This window comes from Streptomyces sp. NPDC001401 (assembly GCF_042895385.1).
Classification (GTDB): domain Bacteria; phylum Actinomycetota; class Actinomycetes; order Streptomycetales; family Streptomycetaceae; genus Streptomyces.
Window position 1 is genome coordinate 184,650 of the sequence record NZ_JBIAWI010000020.1, and the last position, 21,161, is coordinate 205,810.

At 70.6% G+C, this 21,161-nt stretch carries 19 protein-coding genes and 2 riboswitches; of the genes, 12 read left to right on the forward strand and 7 right to left on the reverse strand.

Going from position 1 to position 21,161, the window contains the following annotated elements; genetic code table 11:
* Positions 1–93: 93 nt before the first annotated feature.
* From aceB to ACFY10_RS44820, 6 genes are all read left to right on the forward strand, one after another.
* Positions 94–1,698, forward strand: coding sequence for a malate synthase A (gene aceB, locus ACFY10_RS44795; protein WP_390671126.1), 1,605 nt, complete (start codon positions 94–96; stop codon positions 1,696–1,698).
* Positions 1,695–2,558: a 3-hydroxybutyryl-CoA dehydrogenase gene (locus ACFY10_RS44800; RefSeq protein ID WP_390671127.1), complete on the forward strand. Its 864-nt coding sequence runs from the start codon at positions 1,695–1,697 to the stop codon at positions 2,556–2,558. The genes aceB and ACFY10_RS44800 overlap by 4 nt, the downstream gene beginning before the upstream one ends.
* A riboswitch (cobalamin riboswitch) is annotated at positions 2,548–2,780 on the forward strand. (Overlaps the previous gene by 11 nt.)
* Positions 2,781–2,944: 164 nt before the next feature.
* A complete protein-coding gene (gene metE, locus ACFY10_RS44805; protein ID WP_390671128.1) occupies positions 2,945–5,260 on the forward strand; it encodes a 5-methyltetrahydropteroyltriglutamate--homocysteine S-methyltransferase in 2,316 nt (771 codons plus the stop codon).
* A gap of 442 nt (positions 5,261–5,702) precedes the next feature.
* Complete coding sequence (locus ACFY10_RS44810; RefSeq protein WP_390671129.1) at positions 5,703–6,368, forward strand: NAD(P)H-binding protein; 666 nt, start codon at positions 5,703–5,705, stop codon at positions 6,366–6,368.
* A 132-nt stretch (positions 6,369–6,500) separates the two neighbouring features.
* The gene (locus ACFY10_RS44815) at positions 6,501–6,968 is read left to right on the forward strand and encodes a nuclear transport factor 2 family protein (RefSeq protein WP_390671130.1); all 468 of its coding nucleotides are present in this window, start codon (positions 6,501–6,503) and stop codon (positions 6,966–6,968) included.
* Between the two features lie 18 nt (positions 6,969–6,986).
* Positions 6,987–8,183: a low temperature requirement protein A gene (locus ACFY10_RS44820; RefSeq protein WP_390671131.1), complete on the forward strand. Its 1,197-nt coding sequence runs from the start codon at positions 6,987–6,989 to the stop codon at positions 8,181–8,183.
* Between the two features lie 22 nt (positions 8,184–8,205).
* Here ACFY10_RS44820 and ACFY10_RS44825 read toward each other — a convergent pair whose 3' ends face one another.
* Together ACFY10_RS44825 and ACFY10_RS44830 are read right to left on the reverse strand one after the other, a co-directional pair.
* Entirely contained in the window at positions 8,206–10,827 is a 2,622-nt protein-coding gene (locus tag ACFY10_RS44825) for a LuxR C-terminal-related transcriptional regulator (RefSeq protein ID WP_390671132.1), read from the reverse strand.
* Complete coding sequence (locus ACFY10_RS44830; protein ID WP_390671170.1) at positions 10,820–11,329, reverse strand: sigma factor-like helix-turn-helix DNA-binding protein; 510 nt, start codon at positions 11,327–11,329, stop codon at positions 10,820–10,822. The genes ACFY10_RS44825 and ACFY10_RS44830 overlap by 8 nt, the downstream gene beginning before the upstream one ends.
* Here ACFY10_RS44830 and ACFY10_RS44835 point away from each other — a divergent pair.
* Positions 11,259–11,432, forward strand: coding sequence for a hypothetical protein (locus ACFY10_RS44835; protein WP_390671175.1), 174 nt, complete (start codon positions 11,259–11,261; stop codon positions 11,430–11,432). The two genes, ACFY10_RS44830 and ACFY10_RS44835, sit on opposite strands and share 71 nt — an antisense overlap.
* 248 nt (positions 11,433–11,680) lie before the next feature.
* Here ACFY10_RS44835 and ACFY10_RS44840 read toward each other — a convergent pair whose 3' ends face one another.
* The 3 genes from ACFY10_RS44840 to ACFY10_RS44850 form a co-directional block, all read right to left on the reverse strand.
* Entirely contained in the window at positions 11,681–12,109 is a 429-nt protein-coding gene (locus tag ACFY10_RS44840) for a cupin domain-containing protein (protein ID WP_390671133.1), read from the reverse strand.
* 421 nt (positions 12,110–12,530) lie between these two features.
* Positions 12,531–12,668, reverse strand: a complete 138-nt coding sequence (locus tag ACFY10_RS44845; RefSeq protein WP_390671134.1) for a hypothetical protein — start codon at positions 12,666–12,668, stop codon at positions 12,531–12,533.
* Between the two features lie 94 nt (positions 12,669–12,762).
* A complete protein-coding gene (locus ACFY10_RS44850; protein ID WP_390671171.1) occupies positions 12,763–14,274 on the reverse strand; it encodes a hypothetical protein in 1,512 nt (503 codons plus the stop codon).
* Positions 14,275–14,739: 465 nt separating this feature from the next.
* Here ACFY10_RS44850 and ACFY10_RS44855 point away from each other — a divergent pair, with 465 nt between their 5' ends.
* From ACFY10_RS44855 to ACFY10_RS44875, 5 genes are all read left to right on the forward strand, one after another.
* The gene (locus ACFY10_RS44855; RefSeq protein WP_390671172.1) at positions 14,740–16,476 is read left to right on the forward strand and encodes a phosphatidylglycerol lysyltransferase domain-containing protein; all 1,737 of its coding nucleotides are present in this window, start codon (positions 14,740–14,742) and stop codon (positions 16,474–16,476) included.
* A 124-nt stretch (positions 16,477–16,600) separates the two neighbouring features.
* Positions 16,601–17,611 (forward strand): Dyp-type peroxidase, encoded by a 1,011-nt coding sequence (locus ACFY10_RS44860; RefSeq protein WP_390671135.1) that lies wholly within the window; start codon positions 16,601–16,603, stop codon positions 17,609–17,611.
* 84 nt (positions 17,612–17,695) lie between these two features.
* Positions 17,696–18,532, forward strand: coding sequence for a maleylpyruvate isomerase family mycothiol-dependent enzyme (locus tag ACFY10_RS44865; RefSeq protein ID WP_390671136.1), 837 nt, complete (start codon positions 17,696–17,698; stop codon positions 18,530–18,532).
* Positions 18,533–18,586: 54 nt separating this feature from the next.
* Positions 18,587–18,655: riboswitch (guanidine-III (ykkC-III) riboswitch) on the forward strand.
* A 12-nt stretch (positions 18,656–18,667) separates the two neighbouring features.
* Positions 18,668–19,549, forward strand: coding sequence for an MBL fold metallo-hydrolase (locus ACFY10_RS44870; RefSeq protein WP_390671137.1), 882 nt, complete (start codon positions 18,668–18,670; stop codon positions 19,547–19,549).
* Positions 19,550–19,805: 256 nt separating this feature from the next.
* Positions 19,806–20,252: an SRPBCC family protein gene (locus tag ACFY10_RS44875; RefSeq protein WP_390671138.1), complete on the forward strand. Its 447-nt coding sequence runs from the start codon at positions 19,806–19,808 to the stop codon at positions 20,250–20,252.
* A 144-nt stretch (positions 20,253–20,396) separates the two neighbouring features.
* Here ACFY10_RS44875 and ACFY10_RS44880 read toward each other — a convergent pair whose 3' ends face one another.
* Entirely contained in the window at positions 20,397–20,630 is a 234-nt protein-coding gene (locus ACFY10_RS44880) for a DUF5302 domain-containing protein (RefSeq protein WP_390671139.1), read from the reverse strand.
* Positions 20,631–20,824: 194 nt separating this feature from the next.
* On the reverse strand, positions 20,825–20,980 hold the full coding sequence (locus tag ACFY10_RS44885; RefSeq protein ID WP_390671176.1) for a hypothetical protein: 156 nt from the start codon (positions 20,978–20,980) through the stop codon (positions 20,825–20,827).
* Positions 20,981–21,161: the final 181 nt, after the last annotated feature.

Here is a 21,161-nt window from a genome sequence, read left to right on the forward strand (position 1 = left end):
GCACGGCCGCCCGCGCGCATCCGCCCCTGACCGGGAGGAGCCGGGCGGCCGTCCCGCAGGCCCCCGCTCCGCTCCCCCGATCAGGAGATCCTGATGTCCACCAGCACACTGACCCACCACGTCCGCGTCCTCGCGGCACCGGGCGACCGCCACGACGAGATCCTCGCCCCCGCCGCCCTGGACTTCGTCGGCCGCCTTGCCGCCGCCTTCGGCCAGCGCCGTCAGGAGCTCCTGAAGGAGCGCAGGCGGCAGGCGATCCGGCTCGCGGCCGGATCACCCCTCGACTTCCCGATGGTCACCTCCGCCGTCCGCGCGGACCCCACCTGGCGGGTGGCTGCGCCGGCTCCCGGACTGGCGGACCGCCGCGTGGAGATCACCGGTCCGCCCGACCGCCGTATGACCGTCAACGCCCTCAACTCCGGCGCGCAGGTGTGGCTGGCCGACTTCGAGGACGCCACCGCACCCACCTGGGCCAACGTCATCGGCGGCCAGCTCAACCTGCTCGACGCCATCGAGCGGCGGATCGACTTCACCACCGAGGAAGGCAGGGAGTACCGGCTCGGCGGACAGCTCGCCACGGTCGTGGTCAGGCCGCGCGGGTGGCATCTCGACGAGGAGCACCTGGAGTTCGACGGCCGGGGCGGTGAGGCGCCGGTGCCCGCCGCGCTCGTCGACTTCGGCCTGTACTTCTTCCACTGCGCCCAGCGGCAGATCGACGCCGGCCGCGGCCCGTACTTCTACCTGCCGAAGCTGGAGAACCGCTACGAGGCCCGGCTGTGGAACGACATCTTCGTCACCGCCCAGGAACTGCTGGGCATCCCCCGGGGCACGATCCGCGCCACGGTCCTCATCGAGACGATCACGGCCGCCTTCGAGATGGAGGAGATCCTCTACGAACTGCGCGAGCACGCCTCGGGGTTGAACGCCGGCCGCTGGGACTACCTGTTCAGCCTGATCAAGGCCTTCGGCCACCGCACCGACTTCCTGCTGCCCGACCGGGCGAAGGTGACGATGACCGCCCCCTTCATGCGCGCCTACACCGACCTGCTGGTGCGCACCTGCCACCGGCGCGGCGCCCACGCCATCGGCGGCATGGCCGCCCAGGTTCCCGGCAAGGACCCGGCCGCCGACGAGGCGGTCCTGGCCACGGTCCGCCTCGACAAGGAGCGCGAGGCAGAGGACGGCTTCGACGGCTCCTGGGTCGCCCATCCCCGGCTCGTGCCTGTCTGCCGCGCCGTGTTCGACGGGGTGTTGGGCGAGCGGCCCCATCAGCTCGACCGCACGCGCGACGATGTGGAGGTGACGGCGGCGGACCTGCTGTCGGTGCGGCGCATCAGCGGTCCGCCCACACCGGAGGGGCTGCGGACCAACATCGCGGTGGCGCTGCGCTACTTCGCCGCCTGGCTGCGCGGACAGGGGGCCGTCGCCCTGGACGGCCTGATGGAGGACGCGGCGACCGCCGAGATCGCCCGGGTGCAGATCTGGCAGTGGCTGCGGCACCGGATCGTGGAGCGGGAGACGGTGCTGGAGGTGCTCGACGACGAACTCGCCGCGCTGGGTGCCGAGAACCCGTGGGCGGCCCTCGACGAGGTGCGGGCCCTCTTCGAACGCACCGCCCTGGCACAGGAGTTGCCGCTGTTCTTCACTCCCGACGCCTACACCCGTCACCTCGTCCGGCACGCGGAGGCCACGGCATGAGCGCGGGCATTCACCGCGTGGGAGTGGTCGGCGGCGGCCAGATGGGCGCCGGCATCGCCGAGGTGTGCGCGCGGGCCGGAGTGGACACCGTCGTGTGCGAGGTGGACGCGGTCGCCGCCCGCGCCGCCCGCGACCGGGTGGCGGCCTCCCTGGACCGCGCGGTGGGACGCGGCAAGCTGGAGCGGGCCGCGGCGCAGGAGGCGCTGGACCGGATGGTGTTCAGCGGCAGCCTCGACGACCTGGCCGACCGGCAGCTCGTCGTCGAGGCCGTCGTGGAGAACGCGGACGCCAAGACAGAGATCTTCGCGGCCCTGGACAAGATCGTCGAAGCCGCGGACGCGGTCCTGGCGAGCAATACCTCCTCCTTTCCCATCATGCGTCTTGGCATGGCGACCCACCGGGCCGACCACGTTCTCGGCCTGCACTTCTTCAACCCCGTACCCGTCCTGCCCCTGGTGGAGATCGTGACCTCCCTCCACACGGCGCCCGCGGCCGTCACGGCCGTGGAGGACTTCGCCACCCGGGTGCTGGGCAAGACCGTGATCCGCTCCCAGGACCGGGCGGGCTTCGTCGTCAACTCCCTCCTCGTCCCCTACCTGTTGTCGGCGATCCGGATGTCGGAGTCCGGCTTCGCCACCGCCGCCGACATCGACACCGGCATGGAGCTGGGCTGTGCCCACCCCATGGGCCCGCTGAAGCTGGCGGACCTGATCGGCCTGGACACCGTCGCCTCGATTGCGGAGTCCCTCTACGACGAGTTCAAGGAACCTCTCTACGCCCCGCCCCCGCTACTCCAGCGGATGGTCCAGGCGGGGCTGCTGGGCCGCAAGACGGGCCGCGGATTCCACGTATACGGCTAGGCTGGCGGGTGCAGCTGGTTCGCCCCGTCCGCCAGGCGGGATGCGTCGTAAGAGGGAACCCGGTGGGAATCCGGGACTGCCCCGCAGCGGTGAACGGGAACGACCGCCGTCATACGCACTGGACCCGACGAACAGGGTCTGGGAAGCGACGGCCAGTAGGTGTCCTCCCCCGTGAGGACGTGCTCGTGAGTCCGAAGACCTGCCCGTTGCCCGTGTACGCACGATGCGTGCGCGGATGTCCCGGTGGCCTCGTGGGCGGGTCGGCGTACATATCAGGCGGAGGATCGCGCTGTGCCGCGCGAGATTGATTCCGTCCGGTTCGTCACCCCTTCGCGCTCGCGTCCCGTCCCGGGATCCCAGGGAGACATCTCGCGAAGGAGATTTCCGTGACAGCGAAGTCCGCAGCCGTGGCGGCACGGGCCACCGTGTACGGCTACCCCCGCCAGGGACGGAACCGGGAACTGAAGAAGGCGGTCGAGGGCTACTGGAAGGGCCGCGTCAGCGCCGACGCCCTCCGGTCCACCGCCGCCGAACTGCGCCGCAGCAACTGGCAGCAGCTCTCCCAGGCAGGCATCGACGAGGTGCCCACCGGTGACTTCTCGTACTACGACCACGTCCTGGACACCACCGTCATGGTCGGCGCGATCCCCGCCCGGCACCGGGCCGCCGTCGAGGCGGACGCCCTGGACGGGTTGTTCGCCATGGCGCGCGGCACCCAGGACGTGGCGCCGCTGGAGATGACGAAGTGGTTCGACACCAACTACCACTATCTGGTCCCTGAGTTGGGCCCTGAAACCGTGTTCACCGCGAACTCCGCGAAGCAGGTCGCGGAACTGAAGGAGGCCTTGGCCCTGGGTCTGGCCGCGCGGCCGGTCCTCGTCGGCCCGGTCACCTATCTGCTGCTCGCCAAGCCCGCTCCCGGCGTGCCCGCCGACTTCGAGCCGCTCACGCTCCTGGACCGGCTGCTGCCGGTGTACGCCGAGGTCCTCTCCGACCTGCGCGCGGCTGGGGCCGAATGGGTGCAGCTCGACGAGCCTGCCCTCGTCCAGGACCGCACCTCCGCCGAACTCGACGCCGCCGGCCACGCCTACCGCGAACTGGGCACCCTCGCCGACCGGCCCAAGCTGCTGGTCGCGTCCTACTTCGACCGTCTCGGCGAGGCCCTGCCGGTGCTGGCCAGGGCCCCGATCGAGGGGCTGGCACTGGACTTCACCGGGGCCGCCGCCAACCTCGACGCCCTCGCCGCTGTGGGCGGACTGCCCGGCAAGCGCCTGATCGCCGGCGTCGTCAACGGCCGCAACATCTGGATCAACGACCTGGAGACATCGCTGTCCGTTCTCGGCACCCTGCTCGGGCTGGCCGACCGGGTCGACGTCGCCGCCTCCTGCTCGCTGCTGCACGTCCCGCTCGACGCCTCCGCCGAGCGGGACATCGCGCCGCAGATCCTGCGCTGGCTCGCCTTCGCCCGGCAGAAGACGGCCGAGATCGTCACCCTCGCCAAGGGCCTCGCCCAGGGCACCGACACCATCGCCGCCGAACTCGCCGCGAACCGCGCCGATCTGGCTTCCCGGGCCGGCTCCCCCATCACCCACGACCCCGTCGTGCGCGAGCGGGCAGCCGCCGTCACGGACGCGGACGGCCGCCGCTCCCAGGCGTACGCCGAGCGCGCCGACGCTCAGCGTGCCCACCTCGGCCTGCCGCTGCTGCCGACGACGACCATCGGTTCCTTCCCGCAGACCGGCGAACTGCGCGTCGCCCGCGCGGACTTGAGGGCCCGGCGTATCGACACGGCCGGCTACGAGGAGCGCATCAGGGCCGAGATCCAGGAGGTGATCTCCTTCCAGGAGAAGGCCGGCCTGGACGTCCTGGTGCACGGCGAGGCCGAACGCAACGACATGGTGCAGTACTTCGCCGAGCAGCTCAACGGCTATCTGGCCACGCAGCACGGCTGGGTGCAGTCCTACGGCACCCGCTACGTCCGCCCGCCGATCCTGGCCGGCGACATCTCGCGCCCCGAGCCGATGACGGTGCGCTGGACGGCGTACGCCCAGTCCCTGACCGCCAAGCCGGTCAAGGGCATGCTCACCGGTCCGGTCACCATGCTCGCCTGGTCCTTCGTCCGCGACGACCAGCCACTCGGCGACACCGCCCGGCAGGTCGCCCTCGCGCTGCGCGACGAGGTCAACGACCTGGAGGCGGCCGGGAGTTCGGTGATCCAGGTCGACGAGCCCGCGCTGCGCGAGACGCTTCCGCTGCGCGCCGCCGACCGCCCGGTCTACCTGGCGTGGGCCACCGAGGCGTTCCGGCTCAGCACGAGCGGGGTGCGGCCGGACACCCAGATCCACACGCACATGTGCTACGCCGAGTTCGGCGACATCGTCCAGGCCATCGACGACCTCGACGCGGACGTCATCAGCCTGGAGGCGGCCCGCTCCCACATGCAGGTCGCCCGCGAACTCGCCTCCCACGGCTACCCGCGCGAGGCGGGACCGGGCGTGTACGACATCCACTCCCCGCGCGTGCCGAGCGCGGCCGAGGCAGCGGCCCTGTTGCGCACGGGACTTGAGGCGATCCCCGCCGAACGGCTGTGGGTCAACCCCGACTGCGGCCTGAAGACCCGCGGCTGGCCCGAGACCCGCGCCTCCCTGGAGAACCTGGTCGCCGCCGCCCGCGCGGTCCGTGCGGAACTCTCCACGTCCTGACGGCAGGACCCATCGGCCGGGGGAGGACGCACTTTGCCGCCCTCCCCCGGCCCTGGCATCGGAGAAGGCATCGACATGGCTCGTTCGAATTCCTGCCGTCGCACAGCCCGGCGGCCGAAGCCGGACTCCGGACCGGGATCCGCCGGGCAGATCGCGACGCCTCCGGATCGCCTTCCAGCGCACCGTCGAGACACTGCTTGCCGGGGAAGGCCGGGCAATTGGCCAGGGCAGTCGGGCACGTGGTCGTGTGGGAATCACCGGATTCCGGTGATTCCCTTTCACCTTGCCGCCGGTGACTCTGGACACGAGTCGTGCGCAGCAGGAGGCGCTCCTGAACCCGGCTGTGCGAGCCGCGATCACGGTTGGCGCTACGCCCCCGTGCCACCGCTGAACGACCGTAGCGCTACAGACCAGGTAACCCCGCAACCCGGACGGAGTCGACGTGAAGGTAGTCCTCTTCGGGGCATCAGGCATGGTCGGCCAAGGCGTTCTGCGCGCGTGCCTGGAAGAACCGGAGGTGACCGAGGTCATCGCCGTCGTACGACGACCACTCAGCAAGAACGCGCCCAAGCTTCGCGAAGTGCGGCACGCCGACTTCTCCGATCTCACCCCGATCGCAGCGGAGCTGTCAGGGGCGGACGCATGCTTCTACTGCCTCGGGGTGTCGTCGGCGGGGCACAGCCCCGAGGAGTACGAGAAGATCACGTACGGCTACACCCTGGAGGCCGCGCGAGCAGTGGCGGCCGGCAATCCGCACCTGACATTCGTGTACGTGTCGGGGGAAGGCACCGACAGCACCGAGCGGGGACGCGTCTCCTGGGCCCGGGTGAAGGGCCGGACGGAGAATGCGCTGATGGCGATGGACATGCACGCGTACGCCTTCCGTCCCGGATGGATCCAGCCCGTCCACGGTGAGACCTCCGGCACGCGCTGGTACCGACTGTTCTACCGGCTCACGTCCTGGCTCTATCCCCTTCTGCGCCGTGTGGCACCTCGCTACGTGACCAGCACCGAGCACCTCGGGCGGGCGATGATCGCCGTTGCCCGGCGAGACGGCCGCGGACCCCGCATTCTGCGGACGGACCAGATCACCCGGCTCGGGGCATAGGGCTGTGCGGGCGAAAGGCGTGCCGGCCGGCGGGAATCACCGGAATCCGGTGAAGACCTTTCACCTGGCCTACGGCAACTCTGAACAGGGGCGTGCAGTGATGGCGCCGTGGCCCGTGAAGGAGATGTCGCCGTGAGTATCCGTATCGCAGTCACCGAAGCGGAGGCCGCCGACCGGCTCGCCCTGCGCGAGCTGGTCGACGCCTACGCGCACTGCGCCGACCGGCGCGACGCGAAGGGCCAGATGGCCCTGTTCACCGAGGACACCCGCTTCGTGGTGTACATGGACGCGAGGGACCCCGAGCCCACGCAGGAGCTGCACGACCGTGAGTCGCTGTTGCCGGTCTTCGATGCGCTCAACGCCTACGCCGCCACCATGCACTTCAACGGACAGAGCACGATCGAGCTGGAAGGCGACCGCGCGACCGGCGAAACCTACTGCCTGGCCCACCATCTGACAGAGGCCGACGACGGGTCACGGACGATGATGGTCGCCTCGATCCGCTACCTGGACACCATGGTCAAGCGGGACGGGGAGTGGCTGTTCGCCGAGCGCCGACTCCTGGTCAACTGGACCGATACACGCCCGCTTCAGCTCTGATCCGCACCCACACGCATCATGCCCGAGGCACTCGAACGCTGGGCTCGGTTGCGCCGCCGGCTGTGGCAGCCGCCCCGCCCGCACGGCGAGCAGCCGCTCGAACGCGCCGTCAGCCCGCTGGAACTCTTCTACGACCTGGTCGTGGTCGTGCTGGTCGGCCAGAGCGCCCAACACCTGACGGGACATTTGACCTGGCGCGGGCTCACGGAATTCGCCGCGGTGTTCACGCTGATCTGGATCACCTGGCTCAACGGCAGCCTCTACCACGACCTGCACGGCCGCGAGGACGCCCGCGGCCGCACCGTGCTGCTCGTGCAGATTCTGGCCATGGTCCCGCTCGGCGCGTTCATCCCCGAGGCCGACGACTCACGCGGCTTCGCGTTCTCGGTCAGCGCCGCGGTGCTGTTCGCCGTCCTCGCCCTGGTGTGGCGCCTCGCCGGGCGCGGCACGAGTGCGGAGTACCGCCGCTCCAGCCGGATGTTCGTGGCCGGGACCGCCGCCTGTGCGGCCCTGCTGGCCGCGACGGCCTCGCTGTCGGCTGACGGTCGCCTCGCGGCCTGGCTCCTGCTGGACCTCGTCTACCTCGCCGGCTTGGGCGTCATGATCGGCACGGCGGCACCCGGCCTCACCGTCACGCCCGCGCTCATCGAGCGGTTCGGCCTGTTCATCATCATCGTGCTCGGCGAGACGGTGATCGGCGTCGTCGACGGGCTGGCCCACGGGCCCGCAGACGTGGTCACGATCGCTGTCGGGCTCGTCGCCGTCGTGATCGGTTTCGGCGCGTGGTGGACGTACTTCGACTTCGTCGGCCACCGCCCGCCGCGACCGACGCGTGCGGCGACCGTCCCGTGGGTCCTCGCCCATCTGCCACTGGCGGCCGCCGTGACTGCCATGGGCGCGACCATGCCGGGCCTGGTCGAACACGCCCCCGACGGGCGCACCCCGGCCTCCATCGCGTGGCTGCTGTGTGCCGCCACGGTCGTCGCGCTCGGCGCGGCGATGGCCCTGGCGGCGACTCTCCAGGCATGGATCGGCGACCGAGCCCTCTACCGCCCTGTTGCCCGCACCTGCGCCGCCGTGGGCGTTCTCTGCTTGGCTCTCGCCGTCATCCGCCCGGCGCCGCTGCCTCTCGGACTGGCCCTCGTCGTCCTGCTCGGCATGCCCTGGGGGGTCGCCGTCATCCGCCGTACGGCGAACGAGGCAGCCACCGAGTAGCAGCCGTGTCCCTGGCGGGTTCTCACCTTCTGCCGACAGGCAGAAGGCGCAGGTCACGGCCGCGCTGCACGGCTGCCGAGCGGTCGGTGACCCCGAGCTTGGCGTAGATGTTGCGAATGTGGGTGCTGATGGTGTTCAGGGAGACCGTCATCTCGTTGGCGATCTCCTGCCGGGTGAGGTTGGTCGGCAGGTAGCGCAGCACACGCAGTTCGCTCGGGCTGAGGGATTCGGCCCGGTCCTGGTCGGCGTCGACGGGCCTGGCACGGCCGTGCACGGCGTCGAGGATGCCGGTGATCTGCCCACTGCGCCTGTTCCCCCGCACCGGCAGCGTTTCCAGCAGTCTCCAAGCACCGGTCATGGCGAACGGGAGGACCAGCCGGTCCGGCTCGGCGAGGGAGAGTGCCCGCTCGACGGCCGCCGCTGCCGCCTGTCGCCCGCCCAGTTCGTGATGAGCCAGAGCGTCCAGGAGGTGGGCTTCGATCAGAGTGAGGTGCGGATTGACCGGCGCGGTTCCTTCCAGCACCGGGTCGAGCGCGCTTCGGGCGGCGACGGGGTCGTGCTCGGCGAGACGGAGCGTCGCAACGGCGTTGCAGAGCTCGCCCCTGGCCAGCTGCCGGTCTGTCAGCACCGCCAGCCCCGCCCGGGCCTGTTCGAGCAACCCGAGCCGGGCCTGCGTGGCGATCGTCCAGGACGCCACCCGCACCTCCAACGCGTGCTCCCCGGCCATGAGAGCGTTCACCCGCATGGCGGCGTCGAACTCCTCCAGCGCCCGGTCGTTGCGGCCGCGTGCGGCGTGCAGCACCCCGGTGATGAGGTGCAGGAGCAGCCGGATCCCCGGTTCGGCACCCGACCTGCCGGCCTTCGTCGCGCGCTCAAGCCAGCGTTCACCGTCGTCGAACTCGCCCATCCAGATCTTGGCCCCGGCGAGCGTCGCCAGCGCGGGGACGATGACGGGATGGTCGTCCCAGCCGTGCCGCTCCGCCAGCGCGATCGCCTCCTCGCAGCGCCGACGGGCCAGACCGAAGGAATGGACGGCGGCGGCGAAACCGAGGTGCGCGAGACAGGCGACCTCCAGGTAGGGCCGCCGGCCGGCGCGGGCGAGGGCGGCGCCCTCCGTGAGGTGACGCTCGCTGTCGGAGAGCCGCAGCAGCCACGCCTCCGTGACGCCGAGGTTGAGCAGCCCGCCGGCCTGCAGATCGCTGCTGAGGGCGATGTCGGCGCTGGACCGGCCGGCCGCGGGCGACGGCAGCGAGCCCATCAGCTCGAACACGCCGTCGAAATGGCCGCGCATCCGCGCCAGCTGCAGTTCAAGGGAGGAGATCGCCATGGTCAGGCGGTTGCCGCGATCCGACGGCGTCGACTTGGCATAGCTCCGCGCGATCCCCAGATGGGCGGACGCCTCCTCCAGACGGAACCGGTTGAGGTCGGCGGTCGCGTATGCCAGGGCCAGCTCGTTCTCGTACGTCCTGGCGGGGAAGGAATCCAGCAGCGCCTGGATGGTGTCGGCCTGGCCGTCGAGGGTCAGGCTCAGGGCGTGGTCGGTGAGCAGACGGGCCGCCTCGGACCAGTCACCCGCGGCCTGGAGATGCTCGATGGCATCGGCGATCCGCGCTCGCCCCGCCAGCCAATGGGCGGCGAGCCGGTGCAGTTCAGGCAGTTCCTCGGGCTGTGTGCGGCGTAGTTCCAGCCGAAGGAGCCCGGCGAACAGGTGGTGGTAGCGGAACCAGGTGCGGTCGGTGTCGAGCGACACGACGAACGCGTTGGCGTCCTCCAGCTCCAGCAGGATCCGCTCGGACCCGGACGAACCGGTGAGCAGGTCCGCAAGCTCGCCATTGACCCGGTCCACCACAGAGGTGCGCAGGAGCAGTCGCTGGACGTCCTTGGGCTGCCGCTCCAGCATCTCAGCCATCAGATACTCGGCCACCGTGCGGTCGCTGCCGGAGAATTCGGCGACGAAACGCTCGGGGTCGGGATGGCCGGCCAGGGAGAGCGCCGCGAGCCGCAGGCCGGCAGCCCAGCCCTCGGTCCGCTGCTGCAGCGTGGCGGTGAGGTGGTCAGGCAGCTCCAGGCCGGACGCCGCCAGCAGAGCGCGGGTCTCGGCCTCGGCAAAGCGCAGCTGCGGGCCGCGGATCTCGGCCAGATCACCGGTCAGACGCAGCCTGTGCAGCCCCAGGGGAAGATCGCGGCGGGTGGCGAGGACCGCATGTGCGTGGCGGGGAAGGCAGGTCAGAAGCCGGCTGAACTGTTCGAGGGCGTCCGCCGAGCCGAGCTCATGAAGATCGTCGACGACCAGGGTGATGGGTCTGTCGGTCTCGACGAGCTCCGACAGCACTCGGTCCACCATGGCGCCGCCATCGAAACCGGGCGTCGCGTGCGGCTGCTCCGCCACCTTGTTCAGAGCACCGCGGACGGCGCCGACCAGATCGAGCCAGAACAGCTGGGCGTCGTGCTCGCCGAGTCGTACGGAGACGAACGCGATGGGCCGCTCCTGGCCGAACCGATCGGCCCAGGCCCGCAACAAGGAGGTCTTCCCGCTGCCCGCCGGCGCCGAGACGATCGTGACTCTCTGCCGTACGGCAAGGTCCAGGGTGGCGACCAGATCGTGCCGGTCGATCAACCCGACTCTGCCCGGCCCATCAGCCATCGCGCATTCTCCTCCAGGCGAGTCGCCAGCCTAATCCGGGGAGATCACCCGAATCCAGTGATGACGCCTCGGCCGGGCGCGTCTGCGCTCCGATATCAGAGCGGGGACCGGGCCGTCCTTGCAGCCCAGGGCCACGGCGAGGGCGTCGCCAGCACGACCGGCGGCTGGATCTCAACCACCGCGTCGAGCGGCTACGAAGACGCCGACCAGCGGTCCGTTGCCGCGGCTGAGCGTGCCGAGCAGTTCGGTCTCCGCGAGCCACAACTCGGCGACCTGCCAGGGCAAATCGCCGCGCGCTGCCCCCTGCAGGGTCGCCAGGGACTCCTGCCTGCTGAGCTCGGTGAGCACGGAAGTCGTCGTGCGACTGGGCGGCGGTCGACAACAGCACCTGGGCCGGCTTCGCCCGAGCCCGGTTGAGCCGGCTGCGCACCGTGCCGACCGGTGTCTCGCAGGCGGCGGCGATCTCCTGGTACGAGGTGATGCCGCTGAAGTGCCGCAGCATCAGCACCAGCGGCAGCTGCTGGGGCGGTTCCTCCACCGCGTCCCAGGTCCAGTCCCACATCGCATGCTGCGCGACGCCCCGCTCCGGGTGCGACGAATCGTGATCACACGGGTGCAGGTGCTCGAGGCCGTCCAGGCCGGGCTTCTCCCCTACGGCGCGCCTTGCGTTACGTCGCGCTGGATGGCACCGACCACGCCGGCCACGAGGCGCAGGGCAGCATGATCCGCCGCTACATCATCTGGCGTACGGCTTGCGGCACATGGGCAGGTGGCGGCGGGTGACTTCGCTTTTTCGGACAGCGATGTGCGGCTCAGTAGCGCCGTGGCGCGCGTTCGCCAAAGGGGATGTTCTTCAAGCGGCCGTCTCCAGCCCCGCTTGTGCTGTGCGGCCGGTTGGCCGACAGCCGCGCGGGGCCTCGGCGGCGACGGTGTGTTCCGCACCGCACGGGATGAAGTAGGCCATATACAGCACCACTGGGACGTTGCCCTGGTTGTGCCCGGCGTGGACGTGCTCCGGTCCGGCCGGTTCGATGATGATGTCGCCGGGGCCCGACACCTCGCTCGATCCGTCGGAGAACATCCGGGTGAGGACACCGGATTCGACTATTACCGCGACAGGTCCGGGATGGTAGTGCCATCCGGTGAAACCGGACGGCTGGATTGAGACGCGCCTGTAGGTGATCTCAGTGGGGCCGGCGGCTGCGATCGACAGCCCGCTCCGGATTTTCCCCGTTGCCAGCAGTTCAGCCTGTAAGCCTGCGGCGGATTCAACGGATGGCATGATTCGACGTTATCCAGGCTCTAATTCCTTTGAACAGGCGCACAGAAAACGCTTTCCAGATTTTCTGGTGGCCTCCCTGGCCCGGGTGGCGTACGCCGGAGCCCGGAATGTGCTGCTCACAGGTAGATCGGTTGTGCCATTCATGTAGGCATCACCAGAGCTTCGTCACTTTTCTGCGTGTTTCGGGTCTGGCCGGTGACTTGCATTATCGAGCGCAAGGCGCCGGCCGTCCGACCCTCCGGTTTCGGGTGCCATACGGCCCTTTTCGCCGTCTGCTCCGCCTCGTATCACGACATCTCTCACATCGGACCTCCGCGACGCTGACAAGAGTCATTGGGACCGTCGGCAGGGGGGGTGTTCTGGCCGGCTGCTTTCGTCGGCGTCACAGGGTAGGTGAGTTGGCAGGTGGCGGTGGGCGCCTTCAGCTCAGGTCGGGGAAGTCGCCGACGCGCTCGCCGGGGACGGCTGCCTCTGCGTCGGCGTGTGCGGGGGTGCACGGGTGGCCGAGGTCCTGGACCGCTTCCTGGAGGGCCGTGTCACCGTGGGACGCTACAGCCACAGCATCCGGCAGCTCGCCCCGTCGGCGATCTCCGTCAGCCCCGACCCACGTCGGCGAACCCCAGCCCACCGCCATGGCCGGCGTGGCGCTGCGTTCATCGGGCTCGAACCCGTCGTGCGGTGGGCGCGAGGTAGGCGTACACGCCACCGTCCAGTCGGGTCAACGTCCAGCCGCGGGCGTACGACGGCGGGCGGGCCGTGCCGGTGGTGAGGACGGCGACCGGCATCCGCTGGGCCGCCCGGGCGATGGCCGCGGCGTTGGTGTTGGCGTTGGGGCCACCGGTGTTGGCGGAGCCGCACCCCGCGGAGAAGGCGATCGGGATGGCCGACGGCCCGGTGAGCAGGCACGGCGGGCGTACGCCCATGCGGTGCAGCGCGGCGGCGGTGCGCGCCCAGCCCTCGTGGTCGGCGGTGGTGCGCCGGGCGGTGTGCGCCAGCACCGCGTACTGCACCGCCAGATGCCCGGCCAGCCCCACGGCCAGCAGCGTCACGGCGATGGGCCGCCAGGCCGGGCTCGGCGCGGTGACCAGCCAGGCGAGCGCGTCGGCGACCGGGATGGCCAGCAGCGCGTAGGCGGGCAGCAGGAAGCGGGGCGCGGCGTATCCGATGAGGAACAGGTACGGGATCGCCGCGGTCGCCGCGCAGGCCAGCGGCAGCGCGGTGAGCGGCGTGCGCCGGGCCCGCACGGCCACGGCCAGTCCGAGGGCCGCCAACACCGGCAGGGCGAACCACCAGGCCGTCACCGCCGGGTTCGGCATCGCGCCGGTGCACGGGCGGCACAGCGAGCGTCCGCCCAGGCTGCGCAGCTGGTCACCGATGGCGATGTGCCAGCCCAGCTCGCCCTGGATCTCGGAGCCCTCGGACAGCCGCTGGCCGAGGCCGCCGAAGCGGACGTATGCCTCGATCACCCACTCGGCCGCTCCGGCCGCCAGACCACCCGCCAGGGCGGTGAGCAGGCGCCCGTGCCGCCACCGGCGAAGGCACACCAGGGCGAAGAGCAACGGCAGGCTTGTCCACAGTGCATCCGTGGGCCGCATCCACGCCATCAGTACGGCGCTTGCCGCCAGCCCCCACACCGGACCTTGCCGGGTGCGGTCGGCCTGGGCGTGCAGGAAGCAGGCGACGCCGGCCAGGGCGCCGACCGCCACCCAGTAGTTGGGCATGGCCTGGGGGCCGTAGAACACGGTCACCCACAGGCTCGCGAACAGGGCGCCGCCCAGCGCGAGTACCCGGACCGGGAACAGGCCCCGCCAGGCGCGCAACGCCAGGAACAGGCCGAGGCCCGACAGCAGCGCCAGGTAGACCCGCAGGAGCGGGGTGGACGACGACCAGCCGGCGATCGGCGCGACCAGCAGCGAGATGCCGCGGGCGCGGGGGGCGCTGAAGAACGCGGCCGGGGCATGGGGGCTGACCTGGCTGACGTACACCGCCTCGTCCCAGCCCAGCCTCATCCCCGGCCGTACGACCACCAGTTGGGCCAGGGTGAAGGCCCCCGCCACCGCCGCCAGCCACCACTCGCCCTTGCGGTCCCGTCCCGCGACCGGGGCCAGTGGCGGCTTCTGACCGCGGGTGCGACGCAGCGTCGCGGTGTGCGGGGCCCTGGTCATCATCCGTCCCTCGCCCCTCGACGACGTGTACGGTGTTCATTACCCTACAGAATGTAGGGTCGACTGCTGGAGCCAGGAACAAACAAACATGGTCAAGCTAACGCGCACACCTCAGGAGTGCAGGGCGAAGGTCGACGAGAGCCGGCCGGGCGCCGGCATCGGCTGAACTCCGGAAGGAATTCGGCGACGATCTCCCTCTCGACGCTCCGCCGACGGCCTCGGCGCCTGGGAACCCGTACGATACGCCGCCGAACGAACAGCGCAGGTCACGCATCAGCAGCAGTCCCCGCCCTCCCCGAGACGCGCCCTACGCGGCGCAGCCCCGCTTCCGTCCCCGTCCACGCCGGTGACCCCGGCCTCCTTCCAAGGTGAATCCCCACGGTGCCCGCACACCCCTCGGCCTTGATCCCCCGACAGCACCCGCCCCGCACGGACCGCGTCCCCTCCCCGTCCGCGCCACCGCGACTGCGCACAGCGGCAGCCTCCGCCACGGTCTGGTACCTGCGGCTGCTCGCCCTGCTCAACCTGGCCGCGGTGGTCTCCGTATCGTTCGGCGACGAGGTCCACGAGCACAACGTCGGCGAGCATTTCACGCCCTACCTGGCCACCGCCGGGCTCATCTCGGCGGCGCTGGCACTCTTCCTCGCCGTGGTGATGCGGCGCCGCAAACGGGCCGCCTGGATCTTCAACCTGCTGCTGGCCGGCGGACTGTTCGCGCTCTACACGCTGGCCATGACCCAGGAGGCGTACCGCAGGCACGCCACCAACTGGGCCTCCCTGCTGCTCACCGGCCTGTTCGTGGCCGCGCTGCTCGTCGGGCGCCGGGAGTTCACGGCCATCGGGGACCGCTCCAATCCGAAGCTGGCCCTCGCCACGGGAGCGGGCGGCATCCTCGTCAGCGGCACGCTCGGCACGCTGCTGGTCGGCGCCACCAACACGCAGCCCCACGCCTCCCTGGCCGACGAGATCGCCTACACCCTGCTGCGCGGCATCAGCGTCGGCCCGCTCGCCGACCGCATCGACGCCGTGCACGCGCCCCGCTGGGTCGACGTCCTCATCAACATCCTGATCGCCGCGACCTTCCTCCTCGTCCTGTACGCCTGCTTCCGCGCCCCGCGCGGCCGCGCCCTGCTCGGCCAGGACGACGAACAGCGGCTGCGCGACCTGCTGGCCCGGCACGGCGCCCGTGACTCCCTGGGCTACTTCGCCCTGCGCCGCGACAAGACCGCCATCTTCTCCCCCAGCGGCAAGGCGGCCGTCACCTATCGGGTGGTCGGCGGCGTCAGCCTGGCCTCCGGCGATCCGATCGGCGACCCCGAGGCCTGGCCCGGCGCCATCGACGCATGGCTGGAAGAGGCGCGCCGCCACGCCTGGAGCCCGGCGGTGATGGGCGCGAGCGAGGAGGCCGGGACGATCTACGCCCGGCACGGACTGGACGCCCTGGAGCTGGGCGACGAGGCCATCGTGGAGATCGCCGACTTCACCCTCGAAGGGCGCGCGATGCGGGTCGTACGGCAGGCACACAACCGCGTGCGCCGGGCCGGATACACCGTGCGCCTCCGCCGCCACGAGGACATCCCGGACGACGAGATGACCCGGCTGATCGACAAGGCCGACCACTGGCGCGACGGCCCGACCGAGCGCGGCTTCTCCATGGCGCTGGGACGGCTCGGCGACCCCGGCGACGGCCGCTGCGTGATGCTGGAGTGCCGCGACGCCGACGGTGAGCCGCGCGCCCTGCTCAGCTTCGTGCCCTGGGGCGAGCACGGGCTGTCGCTGGACCTGATGCGCCGGGAGCGTGCCTGCGAGAACGGCCTGATGGAGTTCATGGTCGTCGAACTCCTGCTGCGTGCCGAAGAGTTGGGCGTGCGGCGGGTGTCGCTTAACTTCGCGATGTTCCGCTCGGTCTTCGAGCGCGGCGCACGACTGGGCGCGGGCCCGGTGCTGCGGCTGTGGCGCTCGGTGCTGACCTTCTTCTCCCGCTGGTGGCAGATCGAGTCCCTCTACCGCGCCAACGCCAAGTACCGGCCCGTGTGGGAGCCCCGCTTCCTGCTGTTCGCCAAGACCAGCGACATCCCCCGCATCGGCCTCGCCAGCGCCCGCGCCGAGGGCTTCCTCACCCCACCGCCCCTGCCCGCCCTCCGACGCCGCAAGCAGGCCCCCGCGGCCAGCACCCCCGCCCCGGCAACCCACAGCTCGTAAGGCGGGCCCATGGCGGGCGCATCTCCCGGCGGCCTGGCTCCTGCTGAGAGGCTGATCGAGTCCGGCCTCCGTGTTCGCCGAAGGATTTCACCGAAGGATTTCGCCGAAGAATCAAGGAGCGTTCGTGCCCGAGCCGCAACCCGTCCAGCAGGCGGTACTGAGCCCACTCACCAGGTCCGCCGTCTTCCTGGTCGTGACCGTCGATCCCGGCGGGGAGCCGGTGGTACGGGAGCTCCTGACCGACCTCGCCGGTCTGGTGCGGGCCGTCGGTTTCCGGATCCCGGAAGGGGAGCTGACCTGTGTCACCGGCATCGGCTCCGACGCCTGGGACCGCCTGTTCGCCGGCCCCAGGCCGGCCGAGCTGCATCGCTTCCGGGAAGTGGCCGGCGCCCGGCACACCGCACCCGCCACCCCGGGGGACCTGCTCTTCCACATCAAGGCCCAGCAGCCGGACCTGTGCTTCGAACTGGCCACGCAGCTGATGGACCGGCTGCGCGGCAGGGTCACCGTCCGCGACGAGGTATCCGGTTTCAAGTACTTCGACGAACGCGATCTCCTCGGCTTCGTCGACGGCACCGAGAACCCCACCGGCCCCGCCGCCGGCACCGCCGTGGTGATCGGCGCCGCCGACCCGGAGCAGGACCCGCACTTCACCGGCGGCAGCTACGTCGTCGTCCAGAAGTACCTGCACGACCTGGCGGCGTGGAATGCCCTGCCGGTCGAGGCACAGGAGCTTGCGGTCGGCCGCCGCAAGCTCTCCGACATCGAGCTCCCCGACGACCTCAAACCCGCCGACTCGCACGTTGCGCTCACCACGATCACCGACCCGGACGGCACGGAGCGGCAGATTCTGCGCGACAACATGCCCTTCGGCGCTCCCGGACGCGGCGAGTTCGGCACGTACTTCATCGGCTACTCCAGCACCCCGTCGGTCATCGAGCGGATGCTGGAGAACATGTTCATCGGCGATCCGCCGGGCAGCCACGACCGGCTCCTCGACTTCTCCACGGCGGTCACCGGCACCCTGTTCCACGTACCCACCGCAGACTTCCTCGACGACCCGCCCGCCGCCCCGGAACCGGCGGTCTCGGCCCGGGCCTCCGACGAGTCCTCGGGTTTCGGCGATCCGGTATGACGGCTTGTCGCGCGTCCCCAAGTCTGATTGGGTACGGCGCGCCGGACACGCGAGGGGCGCGGCGGGCGGGAGGGAACAGGCAACGTGCAGCCAACGGCGCAGCAGTACATCCAGGGGCCGCTGCCCGAAGGGCTCGCACGAGCGATACGTGAGACCGCCGGCGACATCGCCACGCTGTTGAAAGGCGCCTCCGACACGACCGTTCCCGTACCGGATTCGGAGTGGACGGTCGGTGAGGCGGCCGCCCATCTGGCACTGGCCAACGAGCTGATGGCCGACCTCGCATCCGGGCACGTACGCCCCTACGGGGACGGCACGCCGCAGAGTCTGGCCGCTGCCAACGCACAGGCCCTCGCCGTATTCGCGGAGCGCGGGACACAGCCGCTGGCGTCGATGATCGCCGAGCAGGCCGCCGTGTTCCTCGACGCCGCGGATCGGGCCGCGAGCGACGAGAGCGCCGCCGGCCTTGCACTCGTCACACCGCTGGGTTCCATGGACCGGCACGTTCTCGCGTCCTACCTGCTGACGCACATGCTGGGCCACGGCTACGACCTCGCTCGCGCGCTGAACCGCCCGCACATGATCGACCGCGACCGTGTCGCGCTGTGCATGCCGTTCATGCTCTCGGTCATGCCACGCGTCGTCGACACGGCGGCCATCGCCGGCCTGGCCGTCCGCTACGCCATCCGCCTCCGCGGCGGCGCGGCGTTCGGCGTCAGCCTGGACGACGGCGCCGTGCACGTGACCCCGGCGCCCCCGGAACGTCCGGACTGCACCATCCTGATCGAACCCGTGACCTTCCTCCTCATCGCGCTGGGCCGACGCAACCCGTGGCGGGCCATCGGGCGGGGACAGGTCGTTGCCTGGGGACGCAAACCCTGGCTCGCGCCCCGCTTCCCGACCCTGTTCACCGCGCCCTGATCCCCTACCGGGCAGCTGCTCGCTCGTACTCGATCTGCGGTGATAGCGTCCCGGCTGGAGACGCGAGCGCGTGTCTTCCCGGACGAGCTGTGCGACGTACCCGGCCCGCCAAGACGACGCACTTCGGGAGGCATCGTGTCCGGTGCGGGCGAACCAGCTGTCCGGAAGTTCAGCGCAGAGCCACTGGGCGTCGACTGGATTCACGGGTCGCCGTCGGCCAAGCACAACACCGACCCCGATCTTCAAGTGCACTGGTACGACCAGCACACGGTGTTGCTGAGGCAGAACAAGGCGATCAACTACGAGGCTCCGTTCCTGTACCTGTTGTTCGGCAATCGCGAGGCGGTCCTGATCGACACGGGTGCCACGGCGTCAGCGGAATTCTTTCCGCTGCGCCGGACTGTCGATGACCTTGTCGAGGCGTGGCTGGCTCGCAACCCCCGCGACTCCTATGGCCTTCTCGTACTCCACACGCACTCGCACGGCGATCACGTCGCGGGCGACAGCCAGTTCCTCGACCGGCCGGACACGATCGTGGTCGGTGGCGATCGGGATGCGGCCTGGGCGTACTTCGGTTTCGCAGACGACCCGGAGGCGGTGCGGCCGCTCGACCTCGGGGGGCGGGTGCTGGAAGCCCTCGCGACTCCGGGCCATGACGCTGCGGCCGTCACCTTCTACGACTCGTGGACCGGATTCCTGCTGACCGGAGACACCGTCTACCGCGGACGGCTGTACATCGAGGACTGGCCGGCCTTCTCACGGACCATCGACCGGCTGATCGCGTTCGCCGACCGCCGTGCCGTCACCCACCTACTGGGCTGCCACATCGAGATGACACGCGAGCCCGGCGTCGACTACCCGATCCGCACCACGTACCAGCCGGACGAACCCCCGCTGGAGATGACCCCGGCCCACCTGCACGCCGTGCGCGCGGCCCTGGACGAAGTCGGGCCCGAACCCGCTCGACGCGCGTTCGCCGACTTCATTCTCTGGCCCACAGGAGCCCGAGAAGGCTGACGGACAGACACCCCGGACGCTGGTGACCCGGACCGGCGCCTCCTCGCCGAACACGTTCCCGAACGCCCGGCCGGCAAGCCAGGCCCGGGGTGTCGGACTGCGGGTGTTCGGGCGTCGTGCAATATCGATCATGCAGAGCGTAGTGGGACATCGACGACCATGTGCCCGCGGTGGAGCCGCGGCGATACGCTGATGGTGCTCGGCAAAACGGCGTGCGCTCAGCCGGAACTCCAGCGACCGCAGCACAGGAGGAATCGTGGCCGGTCAGTTTGAGGCGACAGCCGAGATCAACCGTCCTATCGAGGAAGTCTTCGCCTTTCTCTCCGACGGCACCAACGATCCCAAGTTCAGCCCGAGGGTCCAGGCGATCACGAAGACTCCGGAGGGGCCGACGGCAGTCGGCACGGTCTTTACGAGCACGGTCAAGGACGCCGGCATGAAGACGGGCCGGAAGTTCCGGATCACCGAATTCGAGGCTCCCCACCGCATCCGCTGGGCGGAGACCTCCAAGAACGTCGTCACGGCGGACGAGGGCGGCTACGACCTGGAGTCCACCGGTCCGGGCACGACCAGGGTGAGGATCTTCAATGTCCTCGAGGGCCACGGCATCGGGAAGCTGCTGGTGGGCTTCGCACTGGGTGCGGCACGTAAGGACGCGCCCGCGTTCGGGCAGCGCATCAAGGCGGCGGTGGAGGCGTCCTGAGGGGTGCCGAAGTCCCGGTGCTCCCGGTGCAGATGCCGTGCGGTGCGACGGCGATCGGCGTGAATGGGGGCCGGGGGGGGGGGGGGGGGGGCCCGGGGGCGGGCGGGGCCCCCCCCCCCCCCCCCCCCCCCGCCCCCGCGGGACTCAGCCCCCGCTCTTGCGCCGGAACGACCGCTGGCTCGCGGCCGGGCCGTGCGCGCCGCGGATCTTCGACGCATCCGTGTGCGCGGCACCCTCGGTCTGCCCACCGCGCTTGCGCGCGAGGGCCTCACGAAACTTGCGCTTGAGGTCGTACTGGCCGTCCTCGTCGGGCGTCAGAGCAGAGCGCTCGGCGTCGGCCGGCTCGGGACTGTCCTGCGGTGAAGAATCGGCAGTCATGGTGACCTCCTGCGTTTGCACGGTTGAAGGCACAGCGTGTCATGCCGAGCGCTGCAAGGGACACTCGTATTCCCTGCGAGCCACAGCCCCGCGTCCTTGCAGCCGGTGCCGTTGGGCGTCCGGTGGGCGGGGCGAACGCTCCGACCCGCCCGCCTTTGCTGCAATCTTCCTTCTCCGGCGAAGGTTGGGCGTGGTCAGGAGAGCTTGATCAGGGTGTGGTCGACGCGGCCGAAGTGGTGCAGGCGCCAGGCCGTGAGTTCCAGGCTCAGGACGGCGCGGACGACGTCGGTGCTGCGGCCGGTGCTGCAGCGCAGCTTGCGCAGCAGGGGCCGGCCTTGGAGCGTGGTCACGCCTGCGCACCACTGGTGGAGTGTCGGTATTCGAGAGTTGCAGTATTCGCCCGCAGGGCGAGCAGCCCCGCACCTGGATCACCCCTGCGGTTGCGAGTACGACGACACCCCGACCGTCTGCTCGATCTGCCAGTGGGCAGCCGAACCTGCTGGCGTTCAACAACGCGCCGACCGGCTGACC

Coding starts and splice junctions, on each gene's coding strand:
- ACFY10_RS44825 (WP_390671132.1), bottom strand. CDS start 10,827: ATGGCTGATGGGCCGGGCAGAGTCGGGTTGATCGACCGGCACGATCTG.
- aceB (WP_390671126.1), top strand. CDS start 94: ATGTCCACCAGCACACTGACCCACCACGTCCGCGTCCTCGCGGCACCG.
- ACFY10_RS44850 (WP_390671171.1), bottom strand. CDS start 14,274: ATGACCAGGGCCCCGCACACCGCGACGCTGCGTCGCACCCGCGGTCAG.
- ACFY10_RS44800 (WP_390671127.1), top strand. CDS start 1,695: ATGAGCGCGGGCATTCACCGCGTGGGAGTGGTCGGCGGCGGCCAGATG.
- ACFY10_RS44820 (WP_390671131.1), top strand. CDS start 6,987: ATGCCCGAGGCACTCGAACGCTGGGCTCGGTTGCGCCGCCGGCTGTGG.
- ACFY10_RS44880 (WP_390671139.1), bottom strand. CDS start 20,630: ATGACTGCCGATTCTTCACCGCAGGACAGTCCCGAGCCGGCCGACGCC.
- ACFY10_RS44840 (WP_390671133.1), bottom strand. CDS start 12,109: ATGCCATCCGTTGAATCCGCCGCAGGCTTACAGGCTGAACTGCTGGCA.
- ACFY10_RS44830 (WP_390671170.1), bottom strand. CDS start 11,329: ATGCTGCGGCACTTCAGCGGCATCACCTCGTACCAGGAGATCGCCGCC.